The organism is Allobosea sp. P1_B10, assembly GCF_056406735.1.
On record NZ_JBFTZP010000001.1, the window covers coordinates 291,660 to 313,644 of the forward strand.

The window sequence follows — 21,985 nt, forward strand, 5'->3', positions numbered from 1 at the left end:
CTGCGGCGCTTCGATCTCGCACCATCGCCTTTTGACAAGACAGACACACCGATGACCTCCTGGTTCGACCACACCATCAACGGCTTGATCATCGGCAATATCTACGGCCTGCTGGCGGTGGGTCTGGCGCTGATCTTCGGTGTCAGCCGCTTGATCAACTTTGCCCATGGCTCGGTCTATGTGGTCGGCGCCTATGTCGGCTGGGTTGCGGTGTCCGTGCTGCACACGCCGTTTCCGGTGACGCTCGCGCTGGTTGTTGTGCTGAGCGCGGCGCTCGGCATCGCCATCGAGCGCTTCGGCATCCGGCCCTTGTCGGGCGCGCCGCGTATCGCGCCGCTGCTGGCGACCATCGGCCTGAGCTTCGTGCTCGACCAGACCGTGCAGATCCTGTTCAGCCCCGATCCGCGCGCCGTGCCGATGCAGTTGCCGAACTGGCGCTTCGAGATCGGCGGCGGCAGCATCGGCCTGCTCGACCTGCTAATCGGCGGCATCGGCATCACCGCGGCCACCTCGCTGTTCGCCTTCCTGAAGCTGACGAAATGGGGCTGGGCGATCCGCGCCACGGCGCTCGACCGTGACGCAGCGCGCTTCGTCGGCGTCGATGTCGACCAGGTCAACCGCATCGTCTTTGCCATCGCGGCAGCGCTGGGCGGCGTCGGCGGCGTGCTGGTGGGCATGTATTACAACGTCATCACCCCGACGATGGGCTTCGAGGCGACGCTGAAGGGCATTGTCGCGGAGGTCGTGGGCGGCGTCGGCAATGTGCCGGGCGCGATCGTCGGCTCGTTGCTGCTGGGGATCATCGAGAGCTATGGCGTCGCGTTGCTGGGCACCAGCTATCGCAACCTGTTCGCCTTCCTGCTGCTGATCGCGATCCTTGTGCTGCGGCCCAACGGTCTCTTCGCCAGCCGCCGCCAGCTTCCGCCCGAGCCGATGACCGGCACCTTCGTCGCCCCCAGCAAACCGATACGCTTGCCCGTACCGCTGCTGGCTGCGGCCGCAGCGCTGGCCATCGCCCTGCCCCTGCTGATCGACAACGGCTATCTGATCCAGACTCTGACCAATGCCTGGCTCTATGCGCTGCTCGGGCTGAGCCTGACGCTGGTGGCGGGAACCAGCGGGCAGGTCTCGCTGGGCCATGCCGCGCTGCTGGCGATCGGCGGCTACACCTCGGCGCTGCTGGCGACCGATTTCGGCTTTCCGGTCTGGCTCACCATCATCGCCGGCGGGCTGATGGCGGCGGGACTCGGCACGCTGCTGGTCTCGCCCGCCTTCCGGCTGCGCGGGCATTACGTGTCCATTGCCACGCTCGGCATCGGCGAGATCGTCGCGCTGGTGATCCTGAACTGGGAGAGCGTGACGCATGGGCCGATCGGGGTGGCGGGCATCCCGCCGCTCGAACTGTTCGGCTATGCGCTCTACGACACCAACGCGATCTACTGGTTCGCCTTCGCGATCATGGCGTCGCTCGCTTTGCTGCAGGTCAGGCTCTTGAGCTCGCATCTGGGCCGGACCATGCGCGCCATGCGCGATGACGATATCGCGGCGCGGTCTTTCGGCATCAGCCTCAACCGCTACAAGGGGCTGGCCTTCGCCTTCGGCGGCTTCTTCGCGGGGATCAGCGGCGCCTTCACCGCGCATATGTACTCCTTCATCAACCACGAGACCTTCAACACGCAGATCTCTGTGCTGGCGCTGACGATCGCGATCCTCGGCGGCATGGGCAATGTCGGTGGCGCCATCCTGGGGGCGGTAGCCCTGATCGGGTTGCCGGAAGTGTTCCGCGTCGCTGCCGAATACCGCATCCTGCTCTACGGCATCGCCTTGCTCCTCCTCGTACGTTTCCGGCCGCAGGGCCTGTTGGGGACCGTCTGATGGCCACGCTCCTGAACACCTCACCCCTGACCGCCGCTCCCCTGCTCGACGTCAAAAATCTCGTGCGCCGCTTCGGCGGCGTGACGGCGGTCGGGGGCGTTGACCTCTCGGTCTTCGAGGGCGAGCTTGTCAGCGTCATCGGCCCCAACGGCGCCGGCAAGACGACCGCTTTCAACCTGATCAGCGCGCTCGACAAGCCCGATGCCGGCTCGATTTCGTTCGCGGGACAGGAGATCGCCGGGCGCTCGCCCGAAGCGGTCGCAGCCGCCGGCATCGCGAGAACCTTCCAGCACGGCCGCGTCTTCGCCAATCTCAGCATCGCCGACAATGTGCTAGTCGGCGCGCATGGCCGCTTGCGCGCGGTGCGCCCGCGCTGGCCGATCATCGGACCGCTGGCAGAGTTGGCGCTGGCGCTGGTGCGTCCGCCGAGCGTGAAGGCCGAGGAGTCCGCGCTGCGTGACGAGGTCCACGAGATCCTCGCGCTGTTTGGTGACCGGCTGCTGCCGCGCCTCGACCAACCCGCGCACAGCCTGTCCTACGCCAATCGCAGGCGCGTCGAGATCGCCCGCGCTCTGGCGGCCCGGCCGCGCCTGCTGCTGCTCGACGAACCGACCGCCGGCATGAACCCGACCGAAACCGCCGAGATGCTCGAGATCATCGCGGGACTGAAGGCGCGCGGGCAAACCATCCTGCTGATCGAGCACAAGCTCGACATGGTGATGCGCCTCTCCGACCGCGTCATCGTGCTCGACGACGGCCTGAAGATCGCCGAGGGCAAGCCCCTGGCCGTGCGCAACGACCCCGCCGTGATTGCCGCCTATCTCGGCAACGGCACGATCGGTGCAGCTCAGCCGACGCCCACCCCCGTCGCGCCGGCCGAGCTGCGCCTCCCCGTGACAGCCTGAGACGCATCATGACGCAGATCCCACCGATCCTCGAATTGCGCGACATCGACACGTTCTACGGACCGGTCCAGGCGCATTTCGGGCTATCCCTGAAGGTCGAGCGCGGCGAGATCGTCTGCTTGCTCGGCGGCAATGCCAGCGGCAAGTCGACGACGATGAAGATCATACTGGGCCTGGTGAAGCCCAAGGCCGGCGACGTGCTGATCGACGGCACTTCGGTACTTGGCCTGTCGACGCCACAGATCGTGCGTCTCGGCGTCGGCACCGTGCCGGAGGCGCGTCGCCTGTTCGGCGCGATGAGCGTGCGGGAGAACGTGCTGATGGGCGCGTTCTCCCGCAACGACCGGGCCGGCGTCGCACAGGACCTCGACCGGGTGCTGACTCTGTTTCCCCGCGTCGCCCAGCGCAGCGAGCAGCAGGCTGGAACCTTGTCGGGCGGCGAACAGCAGATGGTGGCGATGGCGCGCGCGCTGATGTCCAGGCCGCGCATCATCATCATGGACGAGCCGACGATGGGGCTCTCCCCGCTTTGGGTGGATCGCGTGCTCGCGCTGATCCGCGACATCAACGGCCAGGGCGTCAGCATTTTCATGGTCGAGCAGAACGCAAACCTCGCCTTGCAGATCGCCGATCGTGGTTATGTTCTGCAGACAGGGCGTGTGGTGATCGAGGCGACGGCGGCAGAACTCCTCGTCGATCCCAGAATCAGAGACGCCTATCTCGGCGGAGCGGAAGCAGCATGAGCACCAAAAGACTCGGATTTTTCAGCCGTATCCTCGACGATGTCCCCGCCGCCGAACGCTATCGGCTGGCGACGGCGCAGATCGTCCATGCCGAGCGACACGGTTTCGACAGCGCCTGGGTGGCGCAGCACCATTTCCATCGCGACGAGGGTGGCCTGCCTTCGCCCCTGCCCTTCCTCTCCTATGTCGCCGCGCGCACCTCGCGCATTCGCCTCGGCACGGGGATCATCATCCTGCCGATGGAGGACCCGATCCGCTTGGCGGAGGACACCGCCGTGCTCGACCTCTTGTCGGAGGGCCGGCTCGAACTGGGCTTCGGCACCGGCGCGACTCCCGACACATTCCGCGCCTTCGGGATCGACAAGGAGCAGCGCAACGCCGTCTTCAACCGCAACTACGATCAGCTGCTGGCGGCCTGGCGCGGCGAGGCTCTGGGCCACCCCAACAACCGGCTCTATCCCGAGGCTGGCACGCTGGAGCAGCGCATCTGGCAGGCGACCTTCTCGGCCGCCGGTGCCGAACGGATCGGACAGGCCGCATCGGGGCTGATGCTGTCGCGGACCCAGCCGCGCAGCGCCTCGGGCCCCTGGCAGACCTTGCCCGACATCCAGCACCCGATCGTCGACGCCTATCTTGCCAACCTGCCGACGGGCGTCGCACCCCGCATTCTGGGCTCGCGTACGCTGTTCGTCGCCGAGAACCGCGAGGAGGCGCTGAGATATGCCGAGATCGGCCTCAGGCGCCAGCTCGACCGCTTCATCGCCAGCGGCCATCATGTGCCCGACGACAGCCTGCCCGAGCTGATCAAATCCTTCGATGTCCATGTCGGCACGCCCGACGACGTGATCGCCTCGCTATCGGCCGACAGCGTGCTGGAGCGCGTCACCGATCTCGTTTTCCAGGTCCACTCCGTCGACCCGCCCCATGAATTGATCCTGCGTTCGCTGGAGCTGACCGCTCGCTACGTTGCGCCGGCGCTCGGCTGGGCCGGCGGCCCGGCGGCCCCCGCCATAAAGCTCGCGGCCAACGCGCGCTGATCTGTAACTCACGCACAGGCTGAACCCATGACCCTCGAAACCAATTCCGATGTGCTCGACACGCTGGCCGGGACCGTCCCCGGCTCGCGGCTGGACCAGATCCGCCAGGAGAGACCGGTCACGCGGCTCAACATCCAGGCGAGCTATGAGGCCCTCTTCGCCGTCGGCGACAGCGGCGGCGTGAGCCAGAGCGAGCGGCTGGCGCTGGCGGCGTTCATTGCCCGGCTGCACAGCGACGCCGCCACGACCGCGCACTACGATGGGTTGCTCAGCCAGCAGCCGGAGGGCTCGCAACTCTCGCAGGTCATCGCGCGCCAAGCGGAGCTCGCCGCGACGACGGGGCCCTATGGCGCCTATCCCAAAGGGCCTCTGTCCCGCGAGGACGTGGCCGGTCCGCGTTTCGCCGTCGAGGGCACCGACATCGGCGTGCTGGGAGCCCGGCTCACAGCGCTTCTGGCCCATGCCCATCTCCTCATCTTCCACCCACGCGACGCCGATGCGGCCGCGCTTGCGGCGCTGCAGTCAGCGGGCTGGAGCACGCCTGCGATCGTGACCGTCTCACAGATCGTGGCCTACCTCTCCTTCCAGATCCGCGCCGCCCATGGCCTGCGCCTGCTCAGCGCCTGAACCGCTCGCTTCGGAGACATGCAGATGACCACGACCACGCTCGACCGCCCCGCCGCGACCACCCCCACAGCCTTCACCCAGGCCCATCTCGACTGGACCGCCTGGATCGAGCCGGTGGCAGAGGCTGCGCTGACAGAACGCCAGAAAGAGGGATTGGTCGACATCGCCCGCGCCAAGAGCCCTTATTTCCGGCTGCTGGCGCATGATCCCGACATCCTGCGTACGCGCACGCTGGCCGACAAGGACATCTTCTACAACACAAAGAGCGGGCTGCCCCGGGCCGAGCGCGAACTGGCCGCTGCGGCGGTCTCGCGCAGCAATGGCTGCATCTATTGCGCCTCGGTGCATGCCCGCTTCGCCACCACCTTCTCGAAGCGCCATGACGACGTCCAGCGCCTGCTCGACGAGGGCGTCGGCGCCGATCTCGGCTCGCTTTGGAATGCGATCGTGGAGGCGTCGGTTGCGCTGACGGCAACGCCGATCGCCTTTGGCCCGCAGCATGTAGCGAGCTTGCGCGCCCAGGGGCTCGACGACCTCGCCATCGCCGACCTCATCCATTCGGCTTCGTTCTTCAACTGGGCCAACCGCCTGATGCTCACGCTAGGCGAGCCCGAACTCGCGGCGTAGGCCTGGGGATCGCCCCCCTCGTTCAGTTCGGGAAGACCAGCATCCGGTTCTTCGGCAATTCGACGCGCAGCATCATGCCCGGCGCAAGGTTCAACCTGCGCTCGGCATTGATCGAGAAGTCGGCGATCAAGCTGTCGATCTGCGAACCCCGCAGATGCGTGCGCCAGAACGAACCCAGGAACTCCATCGCCTCGATGCGGACATCGATGAGATTCTCGCCATCGGCCGGTCGCGCATCCTCGCTCGCCGCCCCGTGCGGGGCGATGTCGTTGGGACGAACGACGATCGTCGCCTTGCTGCCGGCGGCGAGCGCGTGGTGCTGGCAGCGCAACGCCAGTTCCCCCAGCCGGGCTGAACCGTCGGCGGCAATCGAGACCGGAAACTTGTTGGTCTCGCCGATGAAGTCGGCCACGAACAGGCTGCGGGGCTGGCGGTAGACCTCGAGCGGCGTGCCGACCTGCTCGATCGTCCCGTTGTTCATCACGACGATCCGGTCGGCCATGGTCAGGGCCTCTTCCTGATCATGCGTCACCATTACGGTGGTGACCCCGAGTTTACGCTGCAACTCCTTGATCTCATGGCGAAGATGGACGCGAACCTTGGCGTCCAAGGCCGAAAGCGGCTCGTCGAGCAGGAGAAGCCCCGGCGAGATCGCGATGGCGCGGGCAAGCGCAATGCGCTGCTGCTGGCCGCCTGACAGCTGCGCCGGGAACTTGTCAGCCTGGTCTCTGAGCCCGACCAGATTGAGCAACTCCTCGACCCGACGCTTCACCTCCGCCTGCGGCTTCTTCAGGCTTTCGAGGCCGAACGCCACGTTCTTGGCAATCGTCAGGTTCGGGAACAGCGCGTAGGACTGGAAGACGATGCCGTAGTCTCGCTGTGCAGGAGGCAGGAAGGAGATGTCCCTGCCCGCCTGACGGATTGCTCCGGAACTCTGCAGGTCGAGACCGGCGATGGCGCGCAGCAGGGTCGTCTTGCCGCAACCCGAGGGGCCGAGAAAGCAGACGAACTCGCCTTCCCTGATCTTCAGGTCGATGTTCTTGAGCGCCTGGAAATTGCCGAAGCTTTTGGAAATGCCCGCGATCTCGAGATAGTCGCGCGGCGCCGGCTGTCCTGGACGGCTGTCAGAGATGCTCATCGGTCTGTCCTGTCGCTGGCGCTGGGTACTGTGAAGTCCGGGCCGCTGTCGCGCCGTTTCCGGGCGAGCGGCGTGCAGGGTTCGAAGGCCTGTCGCATCGAGCTATCCATCATCGCGTGCCTGGCCCCGCCCTAGTGTTGCAGGGCGAGGTTGCCGCGGCTCTTGCCCGAACGGGCGGCGGCGCAGCGGTCGCGGAAGGCCTGGCTCGACGGGTCGACGGGTCCAAAGCGGTTGGGGTTGTAGATCGCCGGGTCGATCTCGGTCGGTGAACCCGCGATGATATTCGCGATGACCTCGCCGAAGCCGCCGGAGGCCGCGAGCCCCGAGCCGCAGCAGCCGCCCGCGATCACGAGACCCGAGATTCCCTCGGGCTGGCCGAGCACGAATTTTCCGTCCGGCGTGTACATGGAGAGCCCCGCGATGTGGTGCGCGAAGCCCCAATTGTCGATCGAGGGCACCACCGGCCGCAGGGCACTGGCCTGGTCGAACAGCAGGTCGAGATCGTATTCCTCCTCGAGCAGGTTCATATGGGCCATGTCGCCCTCGAGCTGCATCGGATGATAGGTCTTCGATTCCGGCTCCTGCAGCCCGACGAGCAGGCCCCCGACCTCCGGCCGCAGATAGGCGCGCATGTCCGGCAGCTGGACATTCGGCTGGCCCTTGAAGCCGGTGCCGTCCGGTGCCGTGATCCAGTAATGGCTGCGCGTCGGCGCGCCGGCGAAGCCGAAATTCAGCGTCGCGGCCATGGCCGCGCCCCAGACACCGGCGGCGCAGACCACCCAGCGCGCGCGTATGAACCCCGCAGCGGTGTTGACGCCGATAACCTCGCCATCGGTTTCGACAAGCCCGATGACCTCGACGCCGCGCTTGACGCGGGCGCCGGCCATGCGCGCTGCCCTCGAATAGGCGCTGGCGAGCAGTGCGCCATCGGCATAGCCGTCCTCGGGCACGAAGATGGTGCGCAGCGAGGCGTCGACATTGAGCCAGGGCACGCGCTCATTGGCTTCCTTGCGGTCGATCTCGCGCACGGCGAGCCCCGCGCCGCACATGACCTCTTCCATCGCCAGCATTTCCAGCCGGCGCGGCTCGCTGAAGACGGCGCGGACGCTGCCGTCATTGTGGAAGTCGATGGATTCGCCGAGGAGGTTCTCGACTTCGCTGATCGCCTCGCGGGTGCGGCTGATCATGCGGATCGTGCTGGCGTCGGAGCGGGTGTGGTTGAAGCAGCCGGCCGACCGAGCCGAGGCACCACTGGCGATCTCGTTGCGCTCCAGCACCAGAACGTCGCCGATGCCGGCCTTGGTCAGATGGTAAGCGGCGGAGGTGCCGATGAGGCCACCTCCGATGATGACGACATCTGCACTGTCGATGGGAGCCTGCATGTCGAAACCTTAGGAGAAGCGCGTGGAGCGATAGGGGGCGATGTTCATGAAGGGGGTACGGCCAGCCACGAGGTCGGAGACGATCCGTCCGGTGGCTGACGCGCTCGTCATGCCGTTATGGCCGTGGCCGAAGGCGAGGATCACCTTGGGATGCTTCTGCATCCGGTCGATCACCGGCAGGGTGTCGGGCATGCAGGGGCGGTTGCCCATCCACTGCGTCGCCCCTTCGAGCTGCACGCCGTCGAGCCAGCGCGAGGCGATCTGCCCCAGTCGCTGCGCGCGGCTGAAATCGGGTGGCGCGTCGGGGCGGGCGAATTCGACCGTGCCGGCAAGCCGGATGCCGCTCTCCATCGGTGTCGCGTAGAACTTCCCGGCCGCGAAGGAGACGGGCAACGGCAGGCTGATGCCGGGCGTCGGCAGATGCAGATGGTAACCGCGCTGGCGCTCCAGCGGCAGCGACAATCCGAGCATCCGCGCCAGCGGCTTTGAGGAAACGCCGGCAGCGACCACGACCTGGCTCGCCATGATCTCATGCTGCGACTCCAGCCTGACCCGCAGGGAGCCCGCGCCGTCCTCGATCCCCACGACCTTGCCGCGCTGGAAGGTGGCGCCCTGTGTGCAGGCCGCCTCGACCAGCGCCTCGACCAGTTTTTTGGGGTCCACGACATAGCCATGGTCCGCCTGGAGGACGGCGTGTGGGATGCGCCGGCCAAGTGCCGGCACCAGGATCTGCACATCGTCGGTGTCGAGGAACTGGTACTGGATGCCGCGCCGCCCGCGCGCCTCCCAGCCGGCGCGCGCCTTGGCGAAGCCGGCTTCCGATTCATAGACCGTGATGGCGCCGGACTTCTGGATGAGATGGGTCGCGTTCGCGAATTCGAGGATCGGCGCGTAGCAGGCATGCGTCACGGAATGCAGCGCGAACAGCCCGTCGCAGATCTGCTCGAAGCGCTCCGGCTTGCTCGATGCGAGGAAGCGCAGCAGCCAGGGCATCGCCTGCAGCATGTAGTTCGTGCGGACGACGAGCGGGCCATCCTTGTCGAGCAGCCATTTCGGCACGTCCTTCAGGATGCCGGGCGATGCCAGCGGCACGCAACTGCCGGGGCTGATCGCGCCGGCATTGCCGAAGGAGGCGCCCGCCGCCGGGCCCTCCTGGTCGACGATCACGACGCGGTGACCGTCGCGCAGCAGGCTCACCGCGGCGCAGGCGCCGACGATACCTGCACCGATGACGACGATCGGCGCCGTCTGGATCTGGGACTTGGACATTGTGAATCCTGACTCCGGCCTCAGGCCGCGCGCCATTTCTGGGTTCGCCGGGCGATGACCCTGCTGACTGCGAGATGGATCATGCGGGCGAGGATGCAGGTGGCGACGATCACCACCGCCATGGCCGCCGCAGGCGCGTATTCGCCGGCATCGTCCATGTTGATGATGGTGATGGCGGCCAGCGAGGTGTTGTGGCTGTAGAGGAAGACGGCGGCCGAGACCGTGTTCATCGCGCTGAGGAACAGGTAGATCCAGATGTCGAGCAGCGCCGGCACGCAGAGCGGCAGCGTCACGTTCATCAGGATCTTGGAGCGCGGCGCCTTCAGCGAATCCGAGACCATCTCGAACTCGCCGTCGAGCTGGCGCAGCGCGGTGACCGCGGTGAAATGGCTGACCGTGTAGTAGTGGATGATGGTGGTGATGACGAGGAGCGTCATCGTGCCATAGAGGAACTGCAGCGGGTTCGACGGGCTGTTGATGTAGATGAGCGTCGCCAGGCCGAGCACGAGCCCCGGCACCGCCAGCGGCAGCAACGCCGCCGACTGGTAGCCGTCGCGCAGCCACTTCGGGGCTCGCGACTTCTCCGCGAGATAGGCGCCGCTGAAGACAAGGACCGTGCCGCAGCTCGCCACCAGAACCGCCAGCCGCAGCGAGTTGAAATAGCTCTCCCAGCCGCCGCCGCCAAAGCGATGGAACTCGTAGTTCCGCAGCGTGAAGCTCATGTTGTACGGCCAGAACCGGATGAAGGAGGCATAGGCCGGGATCGCGATCATGCCGATGATGACGAGCGCGATGACGAGGCAGAAGCTCAGCGCCAGCCAGTCGCGCAGTGTCTGCGGTTTCGGCACGAAGGGCACCGACTTGGCGGTGAGTGCCGCTGACTGACGACGACGCACGCGCCTGTCGATGATGAAGGCCGCGACCGCGGGGGCGAGCATCAGGATGCTGACCACGGCGCCGATCTGGAAGTTCTGCTGGCCGATGACCTGCTTGTAGATCTCGGTCGCCAGCATCGGGTACTGCCCGCCGATCACCTTCGGGATGCCGAAATCGGTGACGCAGAGCGTGAAGGAGACGATGATCGCGCTGACCAGGCCGTATTTCGTGCCCGGAAGCGTGACCGCCAGGAAGGTCTTGAGCCGGCCGGCCTTGAGCGCGGTCGCCGCCTCGTAGAGCCGGTTGTCCGAGAGCGCGATGGCCGTGCTGATGATCAGGAAGGTGTGCGGGAAATGCGCGATCGTCATGCCGATGACGATGCCGATGGGCCCGTAGATCGAGTATCCCATCATCACGTCGTTGAGATAGCCTTTGGTCCCGAAGAGCTGCGTCAGCGCCATGGCCGAGAGCAGGGAGGGTGTCAGTAGGGGCAGCAGCGCCGCGCTGCGGAAGAAGCCCTTGAACCGCATGCAACTATGCGAGAGGCACAGAGCGTAGAGATAGGCGAGACCGACGGTGGCGACCGTGCTGATCACGGCGATGGTCAGCGTGTTCAGGATGACGGGCCCGGCTGCGTTCTCGGTGAAATACTGCCGGTAGTTCTGGAGGCCGACATAGTCGCCCGACGACGCTTGCAGGCTCTTCAAGAAGATTCCGATGAGCGGCAGCACCGAGAAAGCCAGCAGGAAGACGATCAGGCCGGCCAGGATGAGCGATGCCCCCTGGAACCGTCCCCCTAGCCTGGTCTTCAGCGGCACAGCTCCGCCGGTCGGCGCGTTGAGCCCGTCAATAATCGCCATTGGATCGCCTGGTCCGCCTGGGGTTTGAAGGGGCGCCGGCCGCTCTATGAGGCCCGGCCGACGCCCTGTGCGTCTCGAAGGAGAGGCCTTATTTCTTCGGCTCGGCCTTGCCGCCGTACCGCTTCTCCCACTCCTTCAGGATGCGGTCACGGTTCTGGGAGGCCCAGGCGAAGTCCTGCTTCATCACGCGCTCGGTCAGGTCGGCAGGGACGCCGGGGAGCTTCGCCGCGAACTGCGGCATCGCCACCATGGAGCGGGTCTGGCCGTAGATCTTCATGGCGTCCTCGGACGCGGCCCACTCCGCGAGGACCTTGGCGGCCTGCTGGTTCTTGGCGCCCTTGATGACGGAGAAGACGTTGAGCTCCCAGCCCAGCGCTTCCTTCGGCATCACGATCTCGATCGGAGCGCCCTCCTCCTGGAGGCGTGAGCCGCGCAGCTCGAAGGCCATGCCGACGACGCTCTCGCCACGGCCGGCGAGCACGGCCGGCGCACTGCCCGAATGGGTGTAGCGGCTGATGTTCTCATGGAGCTTGTCCATGAAGGCCCAGGCCTTCTCCTCGCCGTAGGTCTGAATCCAGGCCGAGACGAACATGAAGCCGGTGCCGGAAGATGCCGGGTGCGGCATCACAATCTGGTTCTTGTACTTGGGATCGGCGAGGTCCAGCCAGGTGGTGGGCTGTGGAATGCCCTTCTTCTTGCCCTCGACGGTGTTGTAGATCATCGCCGAGGTCCAGCCGGAGTTTCCGAACCAGGCCGCCGGCGCGACCGGGTCCTTGAACTTCGGATCGATCTTCTTGGCGTTCTCGGGCATGTAGTTCTCGAGCACGCCCTGCGACTTCAGATAGTCGACATTGGTTACCGCGAGACCCCAGACGACGTCGGCGCGCGGATTTTCCTTCTCGGCAAGCAGCTTGGCGGCCACGACGCCGGTGGAATCGCGGATCCAGTTGATCTTGATGTCGGGATGCTTGGTCTCGAACGCCTTCTTGTAGGGCGCGAGATCGTCGCTCTCATATGCGGTGTAGACCGAGAGCTGCGTCTGGGCGTTCGCGCCTACGACCGAGGCGGCTAGCGCCAGCGACGCACCGCAAACGAGTCCACTGAACCACTTCTTATCCATCGCCCTGTCCCCTCATTTTTGCCTCTCCCGCTCGACCTGACGGCCGGCGGGCTGACGACGAAGGTTGCAAAGCACAAACTATCTGTCCAATCTATAGTATCAAACTTGATTATTGATAGAATCGAAGACAGAGCGGTCATGAACCATCTCTACCTCCGCGCCTTCCATGCCGTCGCAAGCGAGCGCAGCTTCACACGGGCCGCGCAGGTGCTGAACGTCACACAATCGACGCTGTCGAGCCAGGTGAAGGCGCTTGAGGAAGCCTATGATGTGCGGTTGCTGGATCGTCGTGGGAGGGACATGGTCCCGACCGATATCGGCGAGGCCCTGCTGGCCCAATGCCGCGAGCTCTTCCGCCAGCATGAGGATATCGACGGCCTGCTGAGCCAGAGCCAGAAGCTGCGGGCGGGCCGCCTGAAGATCGGCGCGGATGGTCCCAAGCATGTCCTGCCGATCCTCAAGCAGTTCATGGACCTGCACCCCGGGATCAATGTGACGCTGAGCAGCGGCAATGCAAAAAAGGTCGCGCACGATCTCCTGAACTACGAGACAGACGTCGCATTGGTCGCAACCGAAGGCCTGGCGCATGCGCAGCTGCATCTCGAGCCGCTGACGCGATACACGCTCGTCGCCTTCGTGCCGCGCGACCACAAGCTGGCCGTGAAGCCCTTGATGGAGCTCAGCGATTTCCGCGCGGAGCGCTTGATCATCCGCGAGCCAACGTCGCTGACGCGACGCCTGCTGATGAAGGCTCTCGATCGCGCCGGCGTGGTCCCGGCACACATTATCGAGATGGACAGCCGCGAGGCCAGCCGCGAGGCTGTCGCCCTCGGCATGGGCATCTCGGTGATGAGCGAACTCGAGTTTCCCAGTGGCGACGACCGGTTCGTGACCATGGCGATCGACGACCCCGACCTGAAGATCACGGAATTCGTCGCCTGCCTGAAAAGTCGGATGCATACGCGCACCATCCGTGAATTCTTCAGGGTCGCCCGAACCTTCAGCCAGCCGGTTTTGTGAAGCCCGCGCCCGCTGCTCCGGGTCGTTTCACGCCCGGCCGAGCACCTCGGCAACCAGCGAGCCGAACTTCCTGGTCCCGACTTTTCCGCCCAGATCCTGCGTCCGGGACGCAGGGTCCGTCAGCACGGTGTCGATCGCTGAATCGATGGCGCTGAACGCGGCCTCGAACTTCGGGAGTCCGCGGTTCTCGCCGATCCAGTGGAGCAGCATGCCACAGGACAGGATCATCGACACGGGGTTCGCCTTGTCGAGCTTTTGAAGGTCCGGCGCCGATCCGTGCTGCGCCTGGGCGCAGCAATGCGTATCGCTCGCCATCATCGAGCCGGCCAGGCCGAGGCTGCCCGACAGCTCGCTGGCGAGGTCGGAGATGATGTCGCCGTAGAAATTCGTTGCGCAGATCACGTCGAAGCGCTCGGGATTGCGGACAAGATGTGCGGTCGAGGCATCGATCAGCAGATCATCCAGAACCACCTCCGGGAATTCCGCAGCGACCTTCCTGACTTCACGAAGGAACAACCCGTCCGTCTGATGGAAGCTGTTGACCTTGTGAACCGCCGTGACCTTCCTGCGGCGCTTCATGGCCAGTTCGAAGGCCCGGCGCGCAATGCGGTTGGAGCAGTGAGCGGTGATCTTTCGCAGCGAAATCGCCATGTCCGGCGAGGGCATCAGCTCGGCCCAGCCCAGATGCATGTTCCGGTCCGGATAGAACCCCTCCGTCGCCTCTCGCATGATCACGAGATCCATGGTCTTGCCGGGCTTCATGTTCGAGGGGATGAAGGGCCGCGTGCGGGCGGGGCGAACATTCGCATAGAGGTCGAGGCCGATGCGAAACCCTGCCGAGACGTTCCGTCCCCCCTTCTCGGGCGCCGGATAGTCCGCATGGGACTGCGTTCCGAGAATGATCCCGTCATAGTCCTGCCTCGCCCTGTCCAGGACGCTGTCCCGCAGCGTCGTGCCATGCTTTTCCAGGCTGACGAACCCGACATCGTCATAGTCGAAGGAGAGATCGAGACCGAACCGGCTACTGGCGGCCTCGAGGACCTCGATTGAGGCCGCGACGATCTCGGGGCCAATGCCATCGCAAGGCAGGACAAGCAATTTCATGACGTGTCTCCCGAGGTCCCGGCAGCAGGGCCAAAGCCATTTGAAATTCTGGTTATTAGATCATATAAAGCCAAATCAGGGTCAAGAGCGCTTCCTTGCCAAGGCTCAGGGCCGGCGGTGGTATCCCTCGCTTCCGAAGCCCGCCGAGACCATGAGACCCAAAATGTCTACCAGCCCGCTCGCACTGCGTATCGCCGGCGACATCGTCACCCGGATCAACTCGGGAGACCTGCCCCCCGGCGCTCGCCTCGCAACGGAGGCGCTGGCGGGGCATTACAAGGTTTCGCGCTCGCCCGTGCGCGAGGCACTGGGCGCGCTTTCAAACGACGGGGTCATCGAAAGGCGCCCTAACCGCGGCTTCTTCGTGCGCTCCGGTACCGACACGACGGCAATTCCGGCCCTCGCGGCGCGGGCCGAAGACAGCGACCCCTACTTCACGTTCGCGGAGGACTGGCTGCAAGATCGGATCGAGGGGGAACTGACGGAGCAAGCGGTCCGCGACCGATACGGACTGACGCGAACCCAGACCCATGACCTGCTCGCGCGGGCAGCCCGCGAGGGCTGGGCCGAGCCAAAACCTGGCTATGGCTGGCGCCTGCGCTCGGTTGCGAAAACATCCGAGGCGTTCGAGCAGATCTATCGCTTCAGGGCGACCATCGAGCCGGCCGCGATCCTGGAGCCGACGTTCCGCTTCGACAAGGCGACAGCATCCACCCTTCGCCGGACGCAAGAGCGTCTGGCAGCGGGTCAGCTCTCCGGTTTCTCTCCCGAAGCCATGACCAGCGCCGGAGCGGCTTTCCACGAGGAGTTGATCAAAATGTCGGAGAACCCGATGTTCCTGTTCGCTCTCGAGCGCGCGAACCAGCTCCGCCGTCTCGTCGAGTATCGGCTCAAGGTGAACCCCGAGCGGATCATCACCCAGAGCACCGAACACCTCGCGATACTCGATCTGCTCGAGCGCGGCGACAATCTGGAGGCCGCGCATTTCATGCGCCGCCACCTCAGCGGCGCACTCGCAGTGAAGTCACCCGTCGTGCATCCTAAGGGCTGAAAGGGGGCCTTCCGAGCCCTGTAACGGGCACGCAACGCCAGTTTCGATTTTGGTTTTATATATTGCCAAAGCCATTATTGCGGATTAGCGTTCACCCCTTACGAATTTGATCCAGAGGATTGCGATGCTCACGCGGAGCGTACCGGAACGATGAGCGATGGCCCGCGTATCGCCCTCATCCATGCGACGCCGGTCGCGATCGACCCGATCCTCCAGGCGTTCAAGGAGCTCTGGCCTGCCGCCGAGCCCGTGAGCATCCTCGATGATTCCCTGTCGGTCGACAGGGCCAAAAGCGTCGAAATCTCCCCCGCGATCGATCGGCGCATCATCAGTCTCGCCGAATATGCCTGCACGCTCGGCGCCAGGGCGATCCTGTTCACCTGCTCGGCATTCGGCACCTCGATCGAAGCGGCCGGTCGCGCCGTGTCGGTTCCCGTCCTGAAGCCAAACGAAGCCATGTTCGAGGAGGCGCTCGGATATGGCAGCCGGATCGGCATGATCGCCACCTTCGCCCCATCGATTGCGACGATGGAGGCAGAATTCGACGAGGAAGCCCGCCGCACCCGGCCCGGCGCAACGCTCTCGACACGCCTGGCAAGCGACGCAATGAGCGCGCTTCGTTCGGGCGATGCCGCCACTCACAATGCTCTCGTCGCGCAACAGGCGGCATCGTTCGCAGAGGTCGATGCGCTGATGCTTGCGCAGTTCTCCACGTCACGCGCGCTCAAGGCGTGCCGCGAGGCAACCGCCCTGCCCGTGCTGACGTCACCCGAGGCCGCCGTCCGAAAGGTTCGACGCCTGATCGACGTCTGATCGCGATCGGAACAGCGCGGCGGCTCCACCATGCAATCGCTTGTCGAAAAGGCGGTCGACCAGTGGGCAACTATCCTCGCCAAGGCAGGCTTCAGACCAGATTGACGATGATCGCAGATCCAGCCGCTACACTCACCGTCCCGCAGCGTACGCTCGAGGTCGACGGGAAATCCTACCGCCTCGTCGACCTCCGGCGCATTCTCGGGCCGGACCTCGCCCGCCTCCCGCATGTGCTCCGCATCCTGCTGGAGAACGCCTTGAGAAATTCGGGCGCCGACGAGGAGCGTCTCGTTCCGGCGTTCCGGGCCTGGCTGGAGGCCGGATCGAGCCTTGAGGAAACCCCGTTCCTTCCTAACCGCCTGATGATGCACGACACCACCTGCGGGCCGGCACTGGTCGACATCGCCGCGATGCGCGACGTGCTGGCGGAGAACGGCCGCGATCCGGATCTCCTGATGCCGCGGATCGGCGTGGACGTGTCGACGGATCATTCGTCAGGCGTCGACTACCACGCGCGCAGCGACGCGCTCGAGCTCAACCTGGCGAAGGAGTTCGAGCGCAATGCCGAGCGTTATCGCTTGATGAAATGGGCTTCGCTCACCATGCCCGGGATCCGCGTGCACCCGCCCGGCTCGGGCATCATGCACACGATCAACCTCGAGCGACTGTCCAGCGTCGTGGTCACGGACGGGGACGGTGACAGCCTGCTCGCCTATCCCGACACGCTCCTGGGCACAGACAGCCACACGCCGATGATCAACGGGCTGGGTGTGCTCGGGTGGGGCGTCGGGGGGCTCGAGGCCGAAGGCGCGCTGTTCGGCGTTCCCGTGATCCTGCGCATACCCGATGTCGTCGGCGTGCGCCTGACCGGACGGCTACGCGAAGGCGCCACGGCTACCGATCTCGCCCTGACCGTGACGGAGCGCCTCCGCAGGCTCGGAGTGTCGGGCTCCTTCGTCGAGTTCTTCGGGCGCGGTGTCTCGACGCTGACAGTTGGCGAGCGAGCAGCGGTGGCCAACATGGCCCCCGAATATGGAGCCTCCACCGGCTATTTCCCGATCGACGAGGCCGCCTGCACCTATCTTCGCGGCCTCGGCCGGAGCGAGACCCAGCTGCAACTGATCCGAAGCTATGGATCTGCGGCCGGGCTCTGGTTCGAACCCGAGGCGGAACCGAAGTTCACCCGGACGCTCGATATCGCGCTGGACCAGATCGAAACCAGCGTGGCGGGACCGCAAAGGCCTCAGGATCGCCTGCCGGCAGGCGCGACGGCCGCAGCCTTCACCCCGGGTTCCCAGGCCGCCGTGGAGGGACAGATTCCCGACGGCGCGGTCGTAATAGCGGCGATCACGAGTTGCACCAACACCTCGGATCCGCGCCTGATCGTGGCGGCAGGGCTGGTGGCACGCAAAGCCGTCGCCCTCGGCCTGAAGCCGCCATCATGGGTCAAGACATCGCTGGCGCCGGGCTCGCCCACGGCAGAGCGGATGCTTCGCCGTGCCGGACTGCTGGACGACCTCGAGGCCGTCGGTTTCAGCATCGTCGGCTACGGCTGCACGACCTGCATCGGCAATTCCGGGGCGTTGCTGCCAGACGTTCAACGGGCGCTCGGCCGGACGGGCTTTCGTCCCGTGGCTGCCTTGTCGGGCAATCGGAATTTTCCCGGCCGCGTCCATCCCGACCTGGAATACGGATTCCTGATGTCGCCCCCGCTCGTCGTCGCGTTTGCCTTGGCGGGCACGGTCGATATCGACATCACCCGCGACATGATCGGTACCGGCCCCGACGGAGTGTCTGTCCGTCTCGCGCAGCTCTGGCCAAGCGGTGCCGAGATCGATGAAGCGCTCGCGCTTGGGACCGACAGTCGCGACTATGACGCCGCCTATGGGGAGGCGGCAGCCCGCCCCCTCTGGCTCGATCTCGAAGCGCCGTCAGGGCCGCGATTTCCGTGGGATGCCGGCTCGACCTATTTGCGCCGGCCGCCGTTCGTGCGCGCCGCTGGACTGCCGCGGCCGTTGGGGCCGGCACGCCCGCTGCTGGTGCTCGGCGACGACATCACGACCGACCATATCTCGCCGGCCAACCAGATCCGCGGCCAGAGCCAGGCCGGGCAGTATATCATCGCCGAGGGCGGCGACCCCGAGGACCTCAACGTGTTCGCGTCGCGCCGGGGCAATTTCGAGGTCATGGTGCGGGGTGCATTCACCAACCGGCTGGCGCTGAACCAGCTGTTGCCGGGCTCGCCGGCAGGTTTGACCCGCCACATGCCGACGGGCGAGATCATGCCGCTCTCAGACGCGGCCACCCGGTACGCGCGCGAGGCGATACCGCTCGTCATCGTCGCAGGCGAGCGCTACGGCATGGGGTCGTCGCGCGACTGGGCCGCGAAGGCCGTGGCTCTCCTCGGCGTGCGGGCAGTCCTCGCGGTCAGCATGGAGAGGATCCATCGCTCCAACCTGATAGGCATGGGAATCCTCCCTCTCCTGCTGCCCCTGGGCGTGGACCCCGCCCACCTGCGTATCTCCGCCGGCGATCGCTTCGAGCTCGACTGGGATTTTGGCAGGCTGAGCCCCCGCTGCGCGGTGAGCGTCGCGATCCTGCGGGAACAGGGAGAGCCCGAGATGCTCCAGCTGACGGCGGCCATCGAAACGTCGCTCGAGATCGAACTCCTCAAGGCCGGCGGCATCATCCCCCATGTCCTGAGCAGGCTTGTGGGGGCCCCCGAGACCCCGAAAAGAGGTGCCGCATGAGGATGCTGCCGAGCGGAAGCTGCGATACTCACGTCCATCTCTTCGGATCCTCGGAGAAGTATCCCTTCGCGCCGGAGCGAGCCTACACGCCGGGCGACGCCGATGAGAGCGGGCTGGAGGCGCTGCATGGGCAGCTCGGAATTGCGCGCGTGGTCCTGGTACAGCCGAGCCCTTACGGGACCGACAACAGCCGCATGGTGGCCGGCCTCCGACAGCTGGGCGCAGCAGCCCGCGGGATCGCGGTCGTCGATCTCGCCACGCCGGGCGAAACGCTGGATCGCTTGCACGAGGAGGGTGTCCGCGGCGTCCGCGTCAACGTTGCCACTGCCAGCATGAACGATCCCGAGCAGGCCTGGCAGATGATCCAATCCCATGCCCGGCAGGTGGCGCGGCTTGGCTGGCATGTCCAGGTCCTGGCCCGGCCTGCCGTGATCGAGGCGCTGGCCACTCGCCTGCTCGACCTCGAAACCCGCCTTGTGATCGACCATTTCGGCCTGCCCGACATGGCCCTGGGGCCGGAGCAACCTGGCTTTGCGTCGGTGCTTCACCTCGCTCGCTCCGGTAACGCGACCATCAAGATCTCGGCCATCGCGCGGCTTGCCGGGCATGGCAGCCTGGAACGGGCCCACCCGTTCATCCAGGCACTTGTGGATGCGAACCCGGCTGCGCTCGTGTGGGGGTCGGACTGGCCTCACACCGGCGGTGGACGCGGCATGCGATCCCGCGATGGGATCGAGCCGTTCGCGACAGTTGATGACACCGCGGCTCTCGCCTCCGTGATGAAAGCAATTCCCGACATCGACCGGCGGAAGGCCGTCTTCGTAGACAATCCTGCGGCTCTCTACGATTTCCAGGATGAGCGGGTGCGATGATGAGGTGGCGCAATGACGGTGTTCGAAACGCCGCCGGAAGCTTTCGCCTAGCGCGGCTGTGCGGCGTCTCCGGCCTGCGTTGAACCGATCAGGGCGTCGATCGTTGAACCGCAATGGACACGTCATTCTGGGATGAGATCGACCTGATCCTGCGGCTGTTGGGCGGCATGGCTGCGGGGGTCGTTGTCGGGTGGGAACGGACGCTCAAGCAGAAGAGCGCCGGCATACGCACCTTCGGCCTGGTCGGTCTCGGGACGGCGGCCGCGGCCGCCATTTTCACGCAAGCGGGAGAGGTCGACGCAGCCAGCCGCGTGGTGCAGGGCGTACTTACCGGGATCGGCTTCCTCGGCGCGGGGGTGATAACCTTCTCCAAGACCCAGCAATCGCCGACGGGCCTGACCACTGCTGCAGCAATCTGGGTCACGGCCGCGCTCGGCTGCGCGGCTGGCCGGGGTGATTGGGCGATCGTCCTGACCGCGACGGCGCTGGCGATCCTGCTGCTAGCCGTCGACCATTCGATCGAGAGATGGGCTGGACGAAGGGAAAGCGGCCCGGCGGATAGCCCCTCTCGCCCGAACGATTTTAAGTAGCGAGATCTATAGGCGCAAAGCCGCTGCCTGCAGCGAAAACTCAGTCATGACGTCGGCGGCGCCGATCCGGCTTCTCACCCCGCCGCCGCATCTCGTCGTCAGTGCGCGGGGTTGAACCGAAGCAGCCGCAGAATGTCGGCTTCGCTCGATGCGCCGGTTTTTGCGTAGAGGCTCTTCATCTGGACCCGGATCGTCTCACGCGAGAGCGATGCTTCCTGTGCGATCTGGTCGACCGATTTGCCGGCGACGATTCCGGAAACGGCGCGCGTTTCGGCCTTGGTCAGCCCGTAGACGAGCGCCACGAGTTGCGGATCGAACGCCGTCGCGCCATGGCCCAGCCGCTCCATCAGCACGATCACCGTCGGGCCCTCGAAATACAGCGAGATGCGATCCTTGCTCACGCGGATAAGGGTCAGCTTGGTGCCGTGCGAGAACAGGCTGGTGACCTTGGGCCCCTCGTATTTGCGTTCCAGCATGAGGTTCAGCGTGGCCTGGTGGCTCGCGTCCCGGAAGCCGAAGCGGCCGAGGGGAGAAATCCGAGCGGGCGAATCCCCGGCCAGCATCGCCTGGCCTGCGGCGGAGATCGTCTTGAGGCTGGCGCCATCGCCGATGACGGCCAGTCCGATGTCGATCGTGTCGAACAGCGCCGCCCCTATTTCGGTCGCGGCCCGATTGGAAGGCTGCTTCCTGTAGTAGTCGAAGGCGCGCCTGAGATGAGGGCCGAGAGCTGTGAGGCGGTCCGCCATGACCTTCTTGAGCTTGCTGTCGGCGTGATCGCTCAGCGTGGCGATCGAGAACGAGTGACGATCGTCATCGCCAATCTTGGCACAGGCCATCGCGCGGATTTCGTTGGGGATCAAATAGTCGTTGAAGAATTCACTTGTGACGAGATCGCTCGGCGGGAGCAACTCCTCATCAATAAACCCGATCCCAGATCTTTGCCTCGTCAATGGCGGCTGCCAGACATTCAAGGACGCGAAGTGGGCGTTGTATGTCTCGATGGCTTTATCCTCGAAGCCCGCTTGAAGGGGGACGTAACCCTCGTCGGGATTCATGATGCCATGCATCACCATCACCGCCCTCCCATGCGGCACCCCCACAACAAGCATATCAAGAAACTGCTGCCAAGACGCCTCGCCAAGCAGAACTGCATAGATTAATTCAATTAATTCTTCCGTTTTCTCAAAGGATTTCACCACGCTATCAAGTCCCTCGCAGCTCGATTCTCCCTTATCGAGCATGACTAACCCCCAAGGGTTAAGCGTAGGCGAACTTGGGACCCTAGTCTCCATTGCAATTCAGGTCCGGCAAACACCCGCGAGCCCT

General features: G+C 65.4%; 19 protein-coding genes. 12 read left to right on the plus strand and 7 right to left on the minus strand.

Features of this window, described 5'->3' with window-relative positions:
• The first annotated feature begins 51 nt into the window (after window positions 1-51).
• The 6 genes from AC1D2L_RS01390 to AC1D2L_RS01415 are packed head-to-tail and all read left to right on the plus strand — an operon-like array spanning window position 52 to window position 5,814.
• The gene (locus tag AC1D2L_RS01390; RefSeq protein WP_476844022.1) at window positions 52-1,875 is read left to right on the plus strand and encodes an ABC transporter permease; all 1,824 of its coding nucleotides are present in this window, start codon (window positions 52-54) and stop codon (window positions 1,873-1,875) included.
• Window positions 1,875-2,780, plus strand: a complete 906-nt coding sequence (locus AC1D2L_RS01395; protein ID WP_476844023.1) for an ABC transporter ATP-binding protein — start codon at window positions 1,875-1,877, stop codon at window positions 2,778-2,780. The genes AC1D2L_RS01390 and AC1D2L_RS01395 overlap by 1 nt, the downstream gene beginning before the upstream one ends.
• 8 nt (window positions 2,781-2,788) lie before the next feature.
• Window positions 2,789-3,523: an ABC transporter ATP-binding protein gene (locus AC1D2L_RS01400; RefSeq protein ID WP_476844024.1), complete on the plus strand. Its 735-nt coding sequence runs from the start codon at window positions 2,789-2,791 to the stop codon at window positions 3,521-3,523.
• The gene (locus AC1D2L_RS01405) at window positions 3,520-4,560 is read left to right on the plus strand and encodes a putative FMN-dependent luciferase-like monooxygenase (RefSeq protein WP_476844025.1); all 1,041 of its coding nucleotides are present in this window, start codon (window positions 3,520-3,522) and stop codon (window positions 4,558-4,560) included. Before AC1D2L_RS01400 ends, AC1D2L_RS01405 begins: the two co-directional genes overlap by 4 nt.
• A 27-nt stretch (window positions 4,561-4,587) precedes the next feature.
• Entirely contained in the window at window positions 4,588-5,187 is a 600-nt protein-coding gene (locus AC1D2L_RS01410; protein WP_476844026.1) for a CMD domain protein, read from the plus strand.
• Between the two features lie 24 nt (window positions 5,188-5,211).
• Window positions 5,212-5,814, plus strand: coding sequence for an alkylhydroperoxidase domain protein (locus AC1D2L_RS01415; protein ID WP_476844027.1), 603 nt, complete (start codon window positions 5,212-5,214; stop codon window positions 5,812-5,814).
• Window positions 5,815-5,836: 22 nt separating this feature from the next.
• Here the strand turns inward: AC1D2L_RS01415 and AC1D2L_RS01420 are convergent, their stop codons facing one another.
• From AC1D2L_RS01420 to AC1D2L_RS01440, 5 genes are all read right to left on the minus strand, one after another.
• Window positions 5,837-6,952: a putative 2-aminoethylphosphonate ABC transporter ATP-binding protein gene (locus AC1D2L_RS01420; RefSeq protein WP_476844028.1), complete on the minus strand. Its 1,116-nt coding sequence runs from the start codon at window positions 6,950-6,952 to the stop codon at window positions 5,837-5,839.
• 131 nt (window positions 6,953-7,083) lie between these two features.
• Window positions 7,084-8,334 (minus strand): NAD(P)/FAD-dependent oxidoreductase, encoded by a 1,251-nt coding sequence (locus AC1D2L_RS01425; RefSeq protein ID WP_476844029.1) that lies wholly within the window; start codon window positions 8,332-8,334, stop codon window positions 7,084-7,086.
• A gap of 9 nt (window positions 8,335-8,343) precedes the next feature.
• Window positions 8,344-9,603: an NAD(P)/FAD-dependent oxidoreductase gene (locus AC1D2L_RS01430; protein WP_476844030.1), complete on the minus strand. Its 1,260-nt coding sequence runs from the start codon at window positions 9,601-9,603 to the stop codon at window positions 8,344-8,346.
• Between the two features lie 20 nt (window positions 9,604-9,623).
• Window positions 9,624-11,339: a putative 2-aminoethylphosphonate ABC transporter permease subunit gene (locus AC1D2L_RS01435; RefSeq protein ID WP_476844031.1), complete on the minus strand. Its 1,716-nt coding sequence runs from the start codon at window positions 11,337-11,339 to the stop codon at window positions 9,624-9,626.
• 88 nt (window positions 11,340-11,427) lie between these two features.
• Window positions 11,428-12,459 carry a putative 2-aminoethylphosphonate ABC transporter substrate-binding protein gene (locus AC1D2L_RS01440; protein WP_476844032.1) on the minus strand — a complete coding sequence of 344 codons (1,032 nt, stop codon included), beginning with the start codon at window positions 12,457-12,459 and terminating at the stop codon, window positions 11,428-11,430.
• Between the two features lie 138 nt (window positions 12,460-12,597).
• Between AC1D2L_RS01440 and AC1D2L_RS01445 the strand changes: the two genes are divergently transcribed.
• Window positions 12,598-13,479, plus strand: coding sequence for a LysR substrate-binding domain-containing protein (locus tag AC1D2L_RS01445; RefSeq protein WP_476844033.1), 882 nt, complete (start codon window positions 12,598-12,600; stop codon window positions 13,477-13,479).
• Between the two features lie 27 nt (window positions 13,480-13,506).
• Here AC1D2L_RS01445 and AC1D2L_RS01450 read toward each other — a convergent pair whose 3' ends face one another.
• Complete coding sequence (locus AC1D2L_RS01450; protein WP_476844034.1) at window positions 13,507-14,583, minus strand: isocitrate/isopropylmalate dehydrogenase family protein; 1,077 nt, start codon at window positions 14,581-14,583, stop codon at window positions 13,507-13,509.
• Between the two features lie 40 nt (window positions 14,584-14,623).
• On the opposite strand from AC1D2L_RS01450, the gene AC1D2L_RS01455 reads away from it, so the two are divergent.
• The 5 genes from AC1D2L_RS01455 (at window position 14,624) to AC1D2L_RS01475 (ending at window position 20,659) form a co-directional block, all read left to right on the plus strand.
• Entirely contained in the window at window positions 14,624-15,634 is a 1,011-nt protein-coding gene (locus AC1D2L_RS01455) for a GntR family transcriptional regulator (RefSeq protein WP_476844035.1), read from the plus strand.
• 150 nt (window positions 15,635-15,784) lie between these two features.
• Window positions 15,785-16,447 (plus strand): arylsulfatase, encoded by a 663-nt coding sequence (locus tag AC1D2L_RS01460; RefSeq protein ID WP_476844036.1) that lies wholly within the window; start codon window positions 15,785-15,787, stop codon window positions 16,445-16,447.
• A gap of 107 nt (window positions 16,448-16,554) precedes the next feature.
• A complete protein-coding gene (gene acnA, locus AC1D2L_RS01465; protein ID WP_476844037.1) occupies window positions 16,555-19,197 on the plus strand; it encodes an aconitate hydratase AcnA in 2,643 nt (880 codons plus the stop codon).
• Entirely contained in the window at window positions 19,194-20,069 is an 876-nt protein-coding gene (locus AC1D2L_RS01470) for an amidohydrolase family protein (protein ID WP_476844038.1), read from the plus strand. The genes acnA and AC1D2L_RS01470 overlap by 4 nt, the downstream gene beginning before the upstream one ends.
• A gap of 113 nt (window positions 20,070-20,182) precedes the next feature.
• On the plus strand, window positions 20,183-20,659 hold the full coding sequence (locus AC1D2L_RS01475; RefSeq protein WP_476844039.1) for an MgtC/SapB family protein: 477 nt from the start codon (window positions 20,183-20,185) through the stop codon (window positions 20,657-20,659).
• A 98-nt stretch (window positions 20,660-20,757) separates the two neighbouring features.
• Here the strand turns inward: AC1D2L_RS01475 and AC1D2L_RS01480 are convergent, their stop codons facing one another.
• Complete coding sequence (locus tag AC1D2L_RS01480) at window positions 20,758-21,900, minus strand: helix-turn-helix transcriptional regulator (protein WP_476844040.1); 1,143 nt, start codon at window positions 21,898-21,900, stop codon at window positions 20,758-20,760.
• Between the last annotated feature and the right edge of the window lie 85 nt (window positions 21,901-21,985).